Annotated in this window: 11 protein-coding genes; 2 read left to right on the top strand and 9 right to left on the bottom strand. The window is 33.9% G+C overall.

Going from position 1 to position 14578, the window contains the following annotated elements; translation table 11 throughout:
• Position 1: 1 nt before the first annotated feature.
• From ACNQF8_RS10690 to truA, 4 genes are all read right to left on the bottom strand, one after another.
• Positions 2-838: a serine O-acetyltransferase gene (locus ACNQF8_RS10690; protein ID WP_417950003.1), complete on the bottom strand. Its 837-nt coding sequence runs from the start codon at positions 836-838 to the stop codon at positions 2-4.
• A 224-nt stretch (positions 839-1062) separates the two neighbouring features.
• Positions 1063-2451, bottom strand: coding sequence for a dihydrolipoyl dehydrogenase (gene lpdA, locus ACNQF8_RS10685; RefSeq protein ID WP_417953549.1), 1389 nt, complete (start codon positions 2449-2451; stop codon positions 1063-1065).
• A 294-nt stretch (positions 2452-2745) separates the two neighbouring features.
• Positions 2746-4500 (bottom strand): ABC transporter ATP-binding protein, encoded by a 1755-nt coding sequence (locus ACNQF8_RS10680; RefSeq protein ID WP_113633287.1) that lies wholly within the window; start codon positions 4498-4500, stop codon positions 2746-2748.
• Positions 4501-4563: 63 nt separating this feature from the next.
• Entirely contained in the window at positions 4564-5298 is a 735-nt protein-coding gene (gene truA, locus ACNQF8_RS10675; RefSeq protein ID WP_417949999.1) for a tRNA pseudouridine(38-40) synthase TruA, read from the bottom strand.
• 249 nt (positions 5299-5547) lie between these two features.
• Between truA and ACNQF8_RS10670 the strand changes: the two genes are divergently transcribed.
• Entirely contained in the window at positions 5548-6045 is a 498-nt protein-coding gene (locus ACNQF8_RS10670) for a metallophosphoesterase family protein (protein WP_417949997.1), read from the top strand.
• On the opposite strand, the gene ACNQF8_RS10665 is transcribed toward ACNQF8_RS10670, so the two are convergent.
• From ACNQF8_RS10665 to ACNQF8_RS10655, 3 genes are all read right to left on the bottom strand, one after another.
• Positions 6020-7747, bottom strand: a complete 1728-nt coding sequence (locus ACNQF8_RS10665) for a tetratricopeptide repeat-containing sensor histidine kinase (RefSeq protein ID WP_417949995.1) — start codon at positions 7745-7747, stop codon at positions 6020-6022. The genes ACNQF8_RS10670 and ACNQF8_RS10665 overlap by 26 nt on opposite strands.
• Positions 7748-7804: 57 nt before the next feature.
• On the bottom strand, positions 7805-8467 hold the full coding sequence (locus tag ACNQF8_RS10660; protein WP_417951273.1) for a response regulator: 663 nt from the start codon (positions 8465-8467) through the stop codon (positions 7805-7807).
• A gap of 159 nt (positions 8468-8626) precedes the next feature.
• Positions 8627-9040, bottom strand: a complete 414-nt coding sequence (locus ACNQF8_RS10655) for a DUF4293 domain-containing protein (protein ID WP_099714847.1) — start codon at positions 9038-9040, stop codon at positions 8627-8629.
• A gap of 183 nt (positions 9041-9223) precedes the next feature.
• On the opposite strand from ACNQF8_RS10655, the gene rho reads away from it, so the two are divergent.
• Positions 9224-11020 carry a transcription termination factor Rho gene (gene rho, locus ACNQF8_RS10650; protein ID WP_417949992.1) on the top strand — a complete coding sequence of 599 codons (1797 nt, stop codon included), beginning with the start codon at positions 9224-9226 and terminating at the stop codon, positions 11018-11020.
• 125 nt (positions 11021-11145) lie between these two features.
• Here the strand turns inward: rho and ACNQF8_RS10645 are convergent, their stop codons facing one another.
• Entirely contained in the window at positions 11146-12402 is a 1257-nt protein-coding gene (locus ACNQF8_RS10645; RefSeq protein ID WP_417953550.1) for an RsmB/NOP family class I SAM-dependent RNA methyltransferase, read from the bottom strand.
• 140 nt (positions 12403-12542) lie between these two features.
• Complete coding sequence (locus ACNQF8_RS10640; protein ID WP_315207998.1) at positions 12543-14504, bottom strand: KUP/HAK/KT family potassium transporter; 1962 nt, start codon at positions 14502-14504, stop codon at positions 12543-12545.
• Positions 14505-14578 lie beyond the last annotated feature (74 nt).

Below are 14578 nucleotides of genomic sequence, written 5' to 3'. Positions count from 1 at the left end.
TTTATATGGAGAAAAAATTAATATCTTTTGTTTCCTGCTGGTTTAAAACCGTATTTTTATTGGATTGCATCACAAATGAGTATGGATTCACACTCTTAGTGATAAACGTGTTTCCGCCTACAATACTGTGATTTCCTATAATGGTACTTCCGCCCAAAATAGTGGCATTAGCATAAATAATCACGTGATCTTCTACGGTAGGGTGGCGTTTTTTTTCCTGCATGCTTTTCTCAACTTGCAAGGCTCCCAAAGTGACTCCTTGATATATACTCACATGTTTTCCTATGGTTGTGGTCTCGCCAATGACTATTCCGGTTCCATGATCAATCATAAAAGGAACGTCAATGGAGGCACTGGGGTGAATGTCGATTCCGGTTTTGCTGTGGGCATATTCGGTAAGAATTCGCGGCAACAAACACGTTGTTCGGGAGGCAATAGCATTAGCAATGCGATAGACTTCTATGGCAAAAAAACCGGGATAGGAATTGATAATTTCCTGAATGCAATCAGCGGCAGGATCTGTATCCAGAATAGCCTGAGCATCTTTTTGCATCGAATTATACAATTCCGGAAGCGCGGTGTAAAATGATTCAGCATCATCTAAGATTTCATTGGCTGATTTGTCTTTTACAATCTCCGAAAGAATGGCAATAAAGTTGGCTTTATTTTGGTCCAAAAGCAATTCGATTTGAATGGTTTCCAAAGCTTTTTCGGGAAATAATATTTTGAATAAATCATCAATCCAATTGATAATTTTAGAAGAATCGATGGCTCTTACCCAATTTTTATTTTGGTTTTCGTGTAGTGTATTCGAAAAACGGTTGGTTTCAGTATTCATTTATAATGGAATAAAATCAGAATTAAACGAGAAAAATGGCTCGAAATACAAATATAAAGCAGAATTGAATAGGTTCATAACCCTGCTTTGTAAATAAATGTTAATATGTTAAATTCCCACAAAATGGATGCTTTGTGTTGGAAATGTTTCCATAAAAAAATCCGATTTGCTTTCACAAATCGGATTAATATTTAATCAGAAATCTTTATTCTAAATTCTGAGATCTACAAATGGATCACCTCACCATACGCATCCGCCACGGCTTCCATAACGGCTTCACTCATGGTTGGGTGCGGGTGAATTGATTTTAGGATTTCATGTCCTGTAGTTTCCAGTTTACGCGCTACAACTGCCTCAGCAATCATATCTGTAACTCCGGCACCAATCATATGACATCCTAACCATTCTCCGTATTTAGCATCAAAAATTACTTTTACAAAACCATCCGGAGTTCCGGCAGCTTTCGCTTTTCCTGACGCTGAGAACGGGAATTTTCCAATTTTCAATTCGTATCCTTTTTCTTTAGCTTGTTTTTCAGTCAAACCTACCGAAGCAATTTCTGGAGTTGCATACGTACAACCCGGAACGTTTCCGTAATCGATAGGTTCTACATGCAATCCTGCAATTTTCTCCACACAGTTAATTCCTTCCGCAGAAGCTACGTGCGCTAATGCTTGTCCTGGCGTTATATCACCAATAGCGTAATAACCTGGAATGTTCGTTTGGTTGTAAGCGTTTACTAAAATTTTATCTTTGTCAGTAGCAATTCCTACTTCTTCTAATCCGATGTTTTCAATGTTGGTTTTGATTCCAACAGCCGAAAGTAAAATTTCCGCTTCTAACACTTCTTCTCCTTTTGCCGTTTTTACAAATGCTTTAACACCTGCTCCAGTAGTATCAATTCTTTCTACTGAAGAATTTGTCATGATTTTGATACCAGCTTTTTTCAAAGAACGCTCCATTTGTTTCGAAATGTCTTCGTCTTCAACAGGAACTACATTTGGCATAAATTCTACAATGGTAACATCAGTTCCCATTGAGTTGTAGAAATGTGCAAATTCAACTCCAATCGCTCCAGAACCCACGATAATCATTGATTTTGGTTGTGTTGGTAATGTCATTGCTTGTCTGTAGCCAATAACTTTTACACCATCTTGAGGCAAGTTTGGCAACTCACGAGAACGTGCTCCAGTAGCGATAATAATATGATCCGCACTGTATTCCGTAACTTTATTGTCTTTGTCCGTAACATCAATTTTCTTTCCTGGTTTTAATTTTCCAAAACCATCAATTACATCAATTTTATTTTTTTTCATTAAGAATTGAACACCTTTGCTCATTCCGTCAGCTACTGAACGGCTGCGTTGTACAACAGCAGGGAAGTCTTTATCGAATGATGAAACAGTCAATCCATAATCAGAAGCGTGTTTTAGATAATCAAAAACCTGAGCTGATTTTAGTAACGCTTTTGTTGGGATACAACCCCAGTTCAAGCATACACCGCCTAAGTTTTCTTTTTCTATTACGGCTACTTTAAAGCCTAATTGTGATGCTCTAATAGCTGTAACATAACCACCTGGACCACTTCCTAAAACTATAATATCGTATTTCATTTTGTGCTTGTTTATTTGTTATTTGTACAAAATGCAGTCGGCAAGGCCTCGTGTCATTTCAAAGTTTTTTATTTGTTTTTTATTGGTAAAATGAATTCGTAAAAATTCATTTTATTTTGTGTGTTTCTCTTGTTTAATTATTTGGGCGAATTTAAGGATTTATTCTGTTTTGAGAAAGTTTCAAAGTAATAAAGTGGCAAACTAACCATTTTTCAGAAATTCCCGCTCCTCAAACTCTTTAATTAAATATTTGCGTCCTTTGCGAAAACTTAGCGCTCTTTGCGGTTTAAAAAATTAATTTGCTACCGAAAACTGGGAATCATACAAATTCTTGTAATACCCACTTTCGCGGTTGATTAATTCTTGGTGTGTTCCTTGTTCTACAATCAGTCCTTTGTCCATTACTACAATTTTATCAGCATTGACAATCGTTGCTAAGCGGTGCGCAATAACAATTGATGTTCTACCTTTGGTAATTGTTTCCGTAGCGCGCTGGATCAATTCTTCAGAATATGTATCAATCGATGAAGTGGCTTCGTCCAGAATCAAAATACTTGGATTGCTCACATACGCTCTCAAGAAAGCAATCAACTGGCGCTGACCGGAAGAAAGCATAACGCCGCGTTCCTTCACATCAAAATCATAATTATCAGGTAAACTCATGATGAATTCGTGTACGCCAATTTTTTTGGCTGCAGCCAAAACCTGTTCACGACTAATCTCAGAATTATTCAAGGTGATGTTGTTGAAAATAGTATCTGCAAAAAGGAAAACATCCTGTAAAACAACCGCAATTTGTTTGCGTAAAGAATCCAAAGTATAGTTCTCAATATTGTGATTGTCAATATAAATAGAACCGCTGTTGATTTCGTAAAAACGATTCAGCAAATTGATAATCGTAGATTTTCCGGCACCTGTAGAGCCTACAATAGCAATGGTTTGACCCGCACTCACCTCTAAATCGATTCCTTTTATCACTTCTTCATCCGGAATATATCCAAAACGAACTTTTTTGAACTTGATATCTCCTTTAAAAATCGGAGCTTCGATAGTTCCGGTATCCTGAATTTGATCTTCGGTATCCAAAATGTCAAAAACACGGTTCGCCGCAATCATTCCCAGTTGCATCTCGTTGAATTTATCCGCAATTTGACGCAGCGGATTGAATAACATTCCAATGAACATGGTGTATGAAAATAAATCTCCAAAAGTGGTAAAATTATCGCCGTTTAATATCTTGATTCCTCCATATAACACAATAAAACCAAGCGTTAAAGACGAAATTATATCCGCAATAGGGAAGAAGATGGAGTTGTAAAGAATGGTTTTTATCCACGCTTTTTTGTGCTTGTCGTTGATACTTTTGAATTTTTCGTACTCAATTTTTTCACGATTAAAAAGTTGGACAATCTTCATTCCTGTTACGCGTTCCTGCACAAAGGAGTTCATATTTGCAATTTGTGTACGTACTTCTTCGAAAGCGACTTGCATTTTCTTTTGGAAAATTCGGGTGAAGAAAACCAGAATTGGCATCGCCACAATCACAATCCAAGTCAAGGTCCAGTTCATGTAAAACATAAAAGCCAATACGACAACCATTTTCATTAAGTCACTAATAATCATGAATAATCCCTGACTGAAAATTCGGGCAATGGATTCAATATCCGAAACCGAACGTGTCACGAGTTGGCCCACAGGAACGTGATCAAAATATTTCATTCGGAAACTTAGAATATGTTGAAACAGTTTTGTCCGAATGTCTTTTACAATGTCTTGACCGAGCCAGTTTGCCCAATAGACAAAGTAAAACTGAGAGAATACCTCCAGTAAAAGTACGATTCCCATCAAGATTACATACATCAATAATCCTTGTTGATCCTGGGTTGCAATGTAACCATCAACAGTTTGTTTCAATAAATACGGACGCAATGCCGCAAAAATCGATAGTGAAATGGCGAAAATAATTACACCATTAAACCGCCATTGATAGGGTTTGGTGAATTTTAATATTCGTTTGAATAATCGGGTATCAAATGCTTTTGCTTTCATAATTTTTCTTTAAGCCTTATGCTTTAGGCTTTAGGCATAATGCGTAAAGCTTACAGCCTGAAGCTATAAATAATCGTATTCTATTTTGGTTAAATACAAACCATGCGCCGGAACCGAAAAACCAGCTTTATCTCGGTTTTTACTTTCTATGATGGCGGTAAAATCTGCCAGTGTAATTTTGTGTAATCCTATGTTTACTAATGTTCCCACAATGGCACGCACCATATTTCGTAAAAAACGATTGGCCGAAATGGTAAAAATTAGATTGCCGTTTTCTTGCTTCCAATAGGCTTCAAAAATGGTACAGTCAAAAGTATTTACATCAGTGTTAACTTTTGAAAAACACTGAAAATCAGTGTGATTGAATAGTATTCGAGCTGCTTCATTCATCATATCAATATCTAATTTTTGATGAAAATACCAACTTTGCTCTTGCAAAAAAACATCTTTGAACGTATTGATGTGGTATTCGTAGGTTCTTTTTGTAGCATCAAAACGAGTATGTGCTTCATCGTGAACCGGTATAATGTCATAAACAACAATGTCTTTGGGCAAGTAAGAGTTGAGTTTGTGTACTAAACTTGGTATGTCAAACGAGTTTTCAAAATCAAAATGAGCATACATCTCTTTGGCATGAACTCCAGTGTCTGTTCTTCCGGCTCCCATAAGATTGATGGTTGTATTCAATAGCACCGAAAACGCTTTGTTCATTGTTTCCTGGACAGAAGCAGCATTGGGTTGGTATTGCCAGCCGTGATAATGGGTTCCGTTGTATGCTAATTTGATGAAATATCTCAAGTGAATTTTTTTGAAGCCACAAAGATACTTATTAATTTTTTTGCCACGAAGTCGCATTGGTGCAAACTTTGTTAAGTTTCGATTTCATTTTTTATTTGGAATTCGAATGTTTATTTTTACCGCAAAATCCTAGCCCTGATAAAAGTGAAAATCCTTTATTGTTTTTCTTTAAAATAATAAAGATTGTAACGGATAGCAGGACACGAGCGAAGCGAACTGGCGAAGCAAATTGCTCCTAAAAAAAATACTTTGAAAAAAATACTCTTGCTTTCTGATACACACAGTCATATTGATGACACGATTTTGAAATACGTGGATCAGGCTGACGAGGTTTGGCATGCGGGCGATATAGGTGATTTGGCTGTTACGGATGCGATAAAAAAGCTAAAACCGTTGCGTTGCGTGTATGGAAATATTGACGATGCTACAGCCAGACTAGAATTTCCGTTGCACAACCGTTTTATGTGTGAAGGAGTGGATGTTTGGATTACGCATATTGGCGGTTATCCAGGAAAATACAATCCGAATATTAAAGCGGAAATGGAATCAAATCCTCCAAAATTATTTATTTGCGGACATTCTCACATCCTGAAAGTCATTTTTGATAAAAAACATAATTTATTGCACATGAATCCTGGAGCTGCTGGAAAAAGTGGTTTTCATCAAGTACGCACCATGTTGAGATTTGTGATTGAAGGAGATAAAATTAAGGATATGGAAATTATTGAGATGGAAAAACGGATGTAGTTGTTTTTTTCTGATAGGTAATAGGAACTTCAATAGCCACAGTTGTTCCTGAATTAAGCTTTGAATTTATTGAGATAGTTCCTTTTAGGTTATTTATTCGGGCTTTGATTTGGTTGATTCCAAAACCTTCCAGTATGTAAAATTTATTGGTGTCAAATCCTTTACCGTTATCCTCGATTTTGATTTGGAGTGATTTATTGTTTTCTTGAATAGTTAGATTAGCCTGAGTGGCGCGACTGTGTTTTATAATATTGTTTAGTAATTCCATTGTGATAAAATACATTTTCATTTCAAAATCTTCATTGTAACGTGTTTTTGTAGGTACAACAATGGAGTAGTTAAAATGAATTACTGAGTTTGAATTTTTTTCGCATAAATCTTCTAATGCGTAAAATAAACCAAAACGAGCTAAAAGAGTTGGCATCAATTCATGGGATAAATCTCTTATTTGATCATGCGCTTCCTCTAATATGGCTTTAGTTTTTATAATTTCTTCTGTAATAATGGGGTTCTGAGAGGTAAACGCATTCAGGTGTAAACCTGCTGAGGATAGTAAAGCACTGATGTTATCATGTAAAAATGAAGCGATTTTTTTTCGTTCTAATTCTTGCCCGTTGATGGAGGCGTTGATTGTGTTTTGCTGTAGTTGACTTTGTATGTCTTTGATTTTATTTTTTTGTTTAAGCTTAGAGTTTTCTGAGAAAATGTAAAAAAGGAAAAAGAAAAATAATAAAATAATAATTATTACAATCACAATTTTTTTGTTTCTGGATTGCTCTTGTATTAGTAAATATTCTTTGGTTTTGTACTCGTTTCCTATTTTATCGATTTCTCTTTTATACTCGTCAATTTCAAGATTTATTCCGGCAACATTTGCTTTGTTAAGCTTTTCTTCATTGTTTAATTGAATCGTTAGGTCATTGTAAATTGCCAGATTTTTATACGCATTTTCATAATCTCCATTTTTTAATAAAAATTTAGAAAACTCATGATGCGAATACGATAAATCTGATTTTTCATTTCCTTCAGTTCCTAATTTAATGGCATTTTGAAAAAAAAACGATGCCTTTTTGGGGTCATTTTTATAGCTATGATACATCCCATTTAGCATATTCAGGGCAACAATGGTCGATTCATCACCATGTTTTTTATGGTGTTTGTTGATGTATTTTAAATGGGGAAAACCCTCTTCATAACGGCCAATGTCAAAATAGGCCCAAGTAATATTGAGTTTAGTGAAAACTATTTGAGCTGAATCATGAATTTTTGTGCTGTATTGCAGTGATTTTTTGTAGTAGTAAATTCCTTTTTCATATTGTTTTTTGTCAAAGCAATAAATGTTTCCCAAATTATTATTAATCCAATTTTTTAAAACATCATTATTAGTTTTATTGGCATAGGTTAATCCTTTATTGTAATAAAAAAAGGCCTTGTCGTATTCAGATAATTGATCAAAATTTGCAGCAATTGTGTTGTAAGTTGTGGCAATTAGATTGTCATCTTTCAAGGCAATAGCGTCTGCTAATGCAAGTCTTGATTTTATTAATGACTTTTCAAAATTACCTGCTCTCATAAGCTCACTAGCTTCTTTTGCAAGTTGTGTAACTTCTTTCTTATTGGGTGATTTTTTATATGCAAAAACAGTAATTCCAGAGAAATTAAATAGTAAAATCAATACTATAGCAATTTGTTTGTACGGCATAGATACTTTAATTATTCTGTTTTTTGTTAAAAGTAAATTGTATTAAAGATTGACAACTCAAGATTTGATTAATTTGTTTTTTATAGCATATTTAACCAGACTTATTGAGTTTTTGGCGCCTAGCTTTTTCATTATGTTTTTTCGATGGGTTTCAACGGTATTCATACTGATAAACAGTTGATCACTAATTTCTTTACCACTGTATTCAAGTGATATTAATGTTATGATTTCTAATTCACGATCAGTTAAAATAGAATTTAAGGTAGACTCATTTTTGATTAATTTCACATTGTCTTTTGTGACAGTATTAAATATTTTTTCTCGCACTGATTTGCAAAAATATTCTTCACCTCTGGATACTGCCTGAATCGCTTCAACGATATTTTCACCGGCACATTTTTTTGTCAAATAACCACTACTGCCTAATTTCATTACTTCCTTTATTATTCTTAAATCATCGTAACTGGATAAAACAATAATTTTACAAGGAAATCCTTTCTCGGCAAATTCCTTAATGACTTCGATTCCATCTTTTTTAGGCATGTTAATATCTAAAATAAGAATGTCGGCTTTATTTTCGGAGACTTCATAGAAAATTGTGTCTCCGTTGAGAGAGAATCCAACTACTTCAACATCAGGAAGGGTATGGAGCAAGGTGCGAATACCATCAATAAGTATTTGATGGTCATCAGCAAGGTGGATTCTAATTTTTTGTAGCATATTGGATTTACTATTTTCAAATTTATAAAAAAAATAGGAGAATATCATTTTATAAGATTTTTATTCGTTTTTTTAACTAAAATAAAAAGATTAGACACAAAAAAACCCGAATTGTTACATTCGGGTTTCCTTCGCACTAATAAACTAAAGTTTATAGGTTTACCTCAATCTGTCCACAGATTTTACAAGATCTTCATCCTTTTTGATAGCTTTATTAGCCAAGACTAATAACACGATAGCAACTACAGGTAGAAACATCCCAATACCTTTCTCTGAAACAGCAGGTGTTTCTCCAGATAGATTTAGTGAACGATATACAAACAATCCTAATAAAATCAAATTTAATATGATATTCAATCTGCCAATAACAAATTGATTTTGTCTTTTTTTATAGGAAACAATACTTAACAAAGTCAGTGTAGTACTCAATCCCAGTATTATGGTATACACTTGGCTTTGCATGAAATAAAAGTCTTTTCCATCTTTCATTGTCCATAACGGAATAAAAAATAGTAAGATGCCTGTAACTACAAAAGCAAGTAGTAAATATATGGTTTGAATTCTTTGTATCATTTGTTAAATATCTTTTACAAAAATATATTTTCTTTTTAATAAATACTATTGTCTGATTAAATTTTATTCGTATTATTGCATCATAATACCGTAAGCACTTCATACTGCGGTTGATTCAAAATAAAGTTCACTACCTATCTTTTACATTATTTTCCAAAAATTAATTAAACTCATAGAACATTCATGTTTGATATTTCTGCATTAAAAGAAATGAAGCTTTCTGAGCTTCAAGAAATAGCTAAATCAGCTAAAACCATAAAAGTTAACGGTGTAAAGAAAGAGACATTAATCAGTCAAATTTTAGAGCATCAAGTGGCAAGTGTTGATTCTGCATCAGAGACAAAAAAAGAAAATAACCTTGATGATGATAAACCTAAAAGAGTTAGAATAGTTCCTGTAAAAAAAGCAGCAATTCAAAAAGCGGTACCAAATTCTCTTTTTGAAAAAGAAGAAGTTGTTGCTGAAAAAAGTGCTCCAGTTGAAAATGAACTTCTTATTGAAGCTGTTTCAAAAGAAGAAGAATCGGCTACAAAGCCAGAAGCTGAAGGGAATGAGAAAAAAGTAGGCAAAATTATTAAATTTAATAAATCAGCTTACGAAAAGAAAATTGCTTTAAAAAAGGATAAAGAAGAGGTAAAAGAAGCAAATACAGATAATGTGATTGTTGCTGACACTGCAACTGAAGAAAAAACACAAGCTCCTGTTGCTCCAGTAAAAAAGATAAATCCAAATCAATTACATAAGCAAAATCCAAATCAGAATCCTAACCAAAACCCAAATCAAAATGGGAATGGGAATGGTAACGGGAATCAAAATCCAAATTTTAAAAATAAGAAAAGTAATTTCGCTGCTTCTGATTTTGAATTTGACGGAATTATAGAAAGTGAAGGCGTTCTTGAAATGATGCCTGATGGATATGGTTTCTTGCGTTCTTCAGATTACAACTATTTGGCTTCGCCAGATGATATTTATTTATCGACTTCACAAATCAGATTGTTCGGTCTTAAAACCGGAGATACCGTAAAAGGAGTGGTTCGTCCACCAAAAGAAGGAGAGAAATTTTTCCCATTAGTTAGAGTTTTAAAAATAAACGGACACGATCCTCAAGTGGTTCGTGACAGAGTTTCTTTCGAACATTTAACTCCAGTTTTCCCATCAGAAAAATTTAAATTGGCAGAAAAGCAAAGCACTATTTCAACCAGAATTATCGATTTGTTTTCGCCAATAGGAAAAGGACAGCGTGGAATGATTGTGGCACAGCCTAAAACCGGTAAAACGATGTTGCTCAAGGAAATTGCCAATGCAATAGCGGCAAATCATCCTGAAGTGTATTTGATTGTTTTATTGATTGATGAGCGTCCGGAAGAGGTTACGGATATGCAGCGTAGTGTGCGTGGTGAAGTAATTGCTTCTACATTTGACAGAGAACCACAAGAGCATGTGAAAATTGCGAATATCGTTCTTGAAAAAGCAAAACGATTGGTTGAATGTGGTCACGATGTAGTGATTCTATTGGATTCCATTACGCGTTTAGCAAGAGCGTATAATACAGTACAACCGGCGTCAGGTAAAGTATTAAGTGGAGGTGTGGATGCGAATGCTTTGCAAAAACCAAAACGTTTCTTCGGAGCTGCCCGTAACGTAGAAAACGGAGGTTCACTGAGTATTATCGCTACTGCATTGACTGAAACCGGATCGAAAATGGACGAAGTTATCTTTGAAGAATTTAAAGGTACCGGTAATATGGAATTGCAATTAGATAGAAAAATTGCAAACAAACGTATTTTCCCGGCTATCGATTTGACATCTTCAAGTACAAGACGTGACGATATGCTTTTAGATCAAAAAACATTGCAAAGAATGTGGATTATGCGAAAATACCTTTCGGATATGAACCCAGTGGAAGCGATGGATTTTATTAATGACCGTTTCAAAAAAACGAAGAATAATGAGGAGTTTTTAATCTCAATGAATGATTAATATAAAATTTGAAGTTTTTTAGTTTATGTTTTAAAGTTGTAAAAAGATTAAGCTGAAAAAATAATGATATAAAAAAAAGTCCTCGAATTTCGAGGACTTTTTTTGTAAATTTTAGACTCTAAAACCTATTCTATTTCTTTTTGTATTCTTTTTTCTTTCTGTTCTGAGTTTTCTTTACGTTCTAACAAAGCCATGTAAAATCCGTCAAAACCTGACTCTGAGGCCAATATTTTTTGGTCTTTTATAAAATTGAATTGTTTACCAATGTCAGTTGTCAAAAAGCGTTTCACCTGTTCTTGATTTTCAGATGGTAATATAGAACAAGTAGCGTACACTAATTTTCCTCCCGGTTTTACAATTTTAGAATAACTTTCTAAAACTTCCGATTGTACTTTACGAATGTTATCAATAAATTGCGGTTTCAATTTCCATTTAGCATCTGGGTTTCTTTTCAAAACTCCCAAACCACTACATGGTGCATCAATTAAAACACGGTCTGCTTTTTCGTGTAGTTTTTTGATGATTTTTGTCGAGTCAATAATGCGATATTCAATATTGAAAGCACCGTCTCTTTTAGCTCTGATTTTTAATTGCTTCAATTTGCTTTCATACAAATCCATTGCAATTAATTGTCCTTTATTTTGCATCAATGAAGCAATGTGCAACGTTTTTCCACCTGCACCAGCACATGTATCCACAACACGCATTCCTGGTTTTACATCAAGGAAAGCAGCCACTAATTGTGAATTAGCATCTTGGACTTCGAAGAAACCTTGTTTGAAAGCATCAGTTAAGAAAACATTAGCTCTTTCTTTCAGTACCAAAGCATCCGGTTGATTTTTCAGCGTTTCCGTTTCAATGTTTAAATCCATCAAAATAGCACGTAGCGCTTCTCTAGTTGTCTTAAGTGTATTTACTCTTAGAATTACTTTCGCAGGTTGGTTTTGAGCTGCTATTTCAGTTGCCCAAACTTTTTCTCCTAATTCTTTCACGCCTAATTCATCCATCCAGTCTGGAATAGATTCTTTTAAAGCTCTCACTTTTGAAAGTTCGTCAAAACGTCCTTTTATTTTTCGTTCTGGAGTTCCTTCCAGTTGACGCCAATCCGGAATAGGATATCCTCTTAATATTGCCCAAACAGAAAACATTCTCCAAAGATTGTCTCTGTCAAATGGTTCTTTTACTTCGGCTATTTCTGCGTATAATCTTTTCCAACGTACAATTTCGTAGATGGTTTCGGCAACAAACTTTCTGTCTGAGCTTCCCCAACGTTTGTCTTTTTTTAAGGATCTTGCTACCACTTTATCAGCATATTCGCCTTCGTTAAAAATGGCGTTTAATGCATCTATTGTTGTGTAAACTAAATTTCTGTGTAATCTCATTTTAAATAATTGAGGTGCAAAGGTACTATTAATTGATTGAATGTTATATTTTTAATAATGAATGTTGTTTTTTAATTTTTCAGCATAAAAAAACACTGTTTTTAAAACAGTGTTTTTTTATAATTTTAAACTAAAGAAGCTTATTTTACTCTTGTCAAGCCTATGTTCTCAGGGGCATGAAGTACCATTGGAAATTTCTCCACTTTTACAGAGCTGCTGTCTAGTCCAAATGCTCTTTCTTCGGATAAACTTAGTTTTTTGATAAAGAAATAAGAGTTCATAATTATTTTCTCATGCCAACGTAAATCACTGTCGTTAGAAAGGAATTTTTCAGATAATACAAATTTGAAGTCTCCTATGATATTGTTTTTGTTTAGAGATTCGTATCTGCTGGTAATATCTACTTCTCCTTTTTGTACCATATCTTTAATTACTTCTTTAAACATCAAGTTTATTTTTGTAGGTTCTCTAAAACCTAAATTAAAGTCAACTCTATACAAATCATCTTTTACAATTTCGGTTACTTTATACTCGGTTTTATAAGGTTCTGTCAATATATTCACATGGACAAACCAATAGATATCAGCTCTTTTAGGTCTTTTTTGTAAAATAGAATACATTACTTTTTCTTCTATTTCATCTATTCTTCCGGCATTGGTCATATAAACTAAATGCGTCGCATATTTAGGTATTGATAAATCAGCACTTAGCTCAACGAGTACTTTTTTATAATCTTCAATTTTGACAATTTTGGTGTAGCTTTTGTTGATTTTTTTGGCTAAATACCAAATGGTCATTATACTTATTAAAGTTATTGCTATGAAAAGAGTAACATAACCACCATCAGCAAACTTAGTGATATTTGCTGCCAAGAAACTAAATTCAATTACTAAATATATCGTAATCAGTGGTACTATAAAATACAATTTCACTCTTTTCATTATCAAATAAAAATTAAGTAAAATAGTTGTCATAATCATGCACAATATGATAGCGAGACCGTAAGCATGTTCCATATTACTCGATTCTTCAAAGTGCAATACGATTCCGACACAACCAAAAAACAATAACCAGTTTATTGATGGAATATACAACTGACCTTTCAATTCAGTAGGATATTTAATTTTTACTTTTGGCCAAAAATTCAATCGCATTGCTTCATTTATCAATGTGAATGAACCACTAATTAATGCTTGCGATGCTATTACAGCTGCGAGTGTAGCTATAATAATTCCTATAGGTTGAAACCAGTCTGGCATTATAAGATAAAACGGATTTCCATTTTTTCCGCCCAAACTTTGTAATGTTTCTCCTTCGTGATGAATTAAATAAGCGGCTTGCCCAAAATAATTAAGTACTAAAGCTGTTTTTACAAAAATCCAACTGATTCTAATATTTTTTCGTCCACAATGTCCCATGTCCGAATACAATGCTTCAGCACCAGTTGTACAAAGGAATACGAAACCTAAAACAAAAAAACCTTCCGGATGTATAGTTAATAAATGATAAGCATAATACGGATTAATAGCTTTTAACACCTCAGTATTTTGAGAAATCTGTGTGATACCCAAAACAGCAAGCATTCCAAACCAAATCAGCATCATTGGCGCAAAAAATTTACCAACTAATTTAGTTCCAAATTGTTGAATGGTAAAAAGTATAAATAGAATGCCTATAACTATTGGGATTGTATTTATTTCAGGATAATACGTTCTGATTCCCTCAACTGCAGAAGAAACTGAGATAGGAGGGGTAATAATTCCATCAGCGAGTAATGCACTTCCTCCAATTATTGCGGGAACTATTAGCCATTGGATTTTTGTTTTTTTGACTAAAGCATATAATGCAAAAATACCGCCTTCTCCATGATTGTCAGCACTTAGAGTAATGATGACGTACTTTATAGTTGTTTGTAAAGTAAGTGTCCAAAAAACACATGAGATTCCGCCTAAAACAATATCAGCATTAATGATATGATCCCCAAGTATGGCTTTCATTACGTATAATGGTGAAGTTCCAATATCACCGTAAATTATTCCTAATGAAATTAATAATCCACCTAATGTCCATTTACTATGGAGGTCTTTGTGTGAAGTGCTCATAAAAAAATTTTAAAAAACTGGTCAAATTTACACTTTTAAAATAAATTAACGCTTTTTATACAATAAAAAAAACA

The sequence above is a fragment of the Flavobacterium labens genome, from assembly GCF_048286755.1.
Lineage (GTDB): Bacteria > Bacteroidota > Bacteroidia > Flavobacteriales > Flavobacteriaceae > Flavobacterium.
Note: the sequence above shows the minus strand (reverse complement) of the source record. Positions and strands in the feature narration are given on the sequence as shown.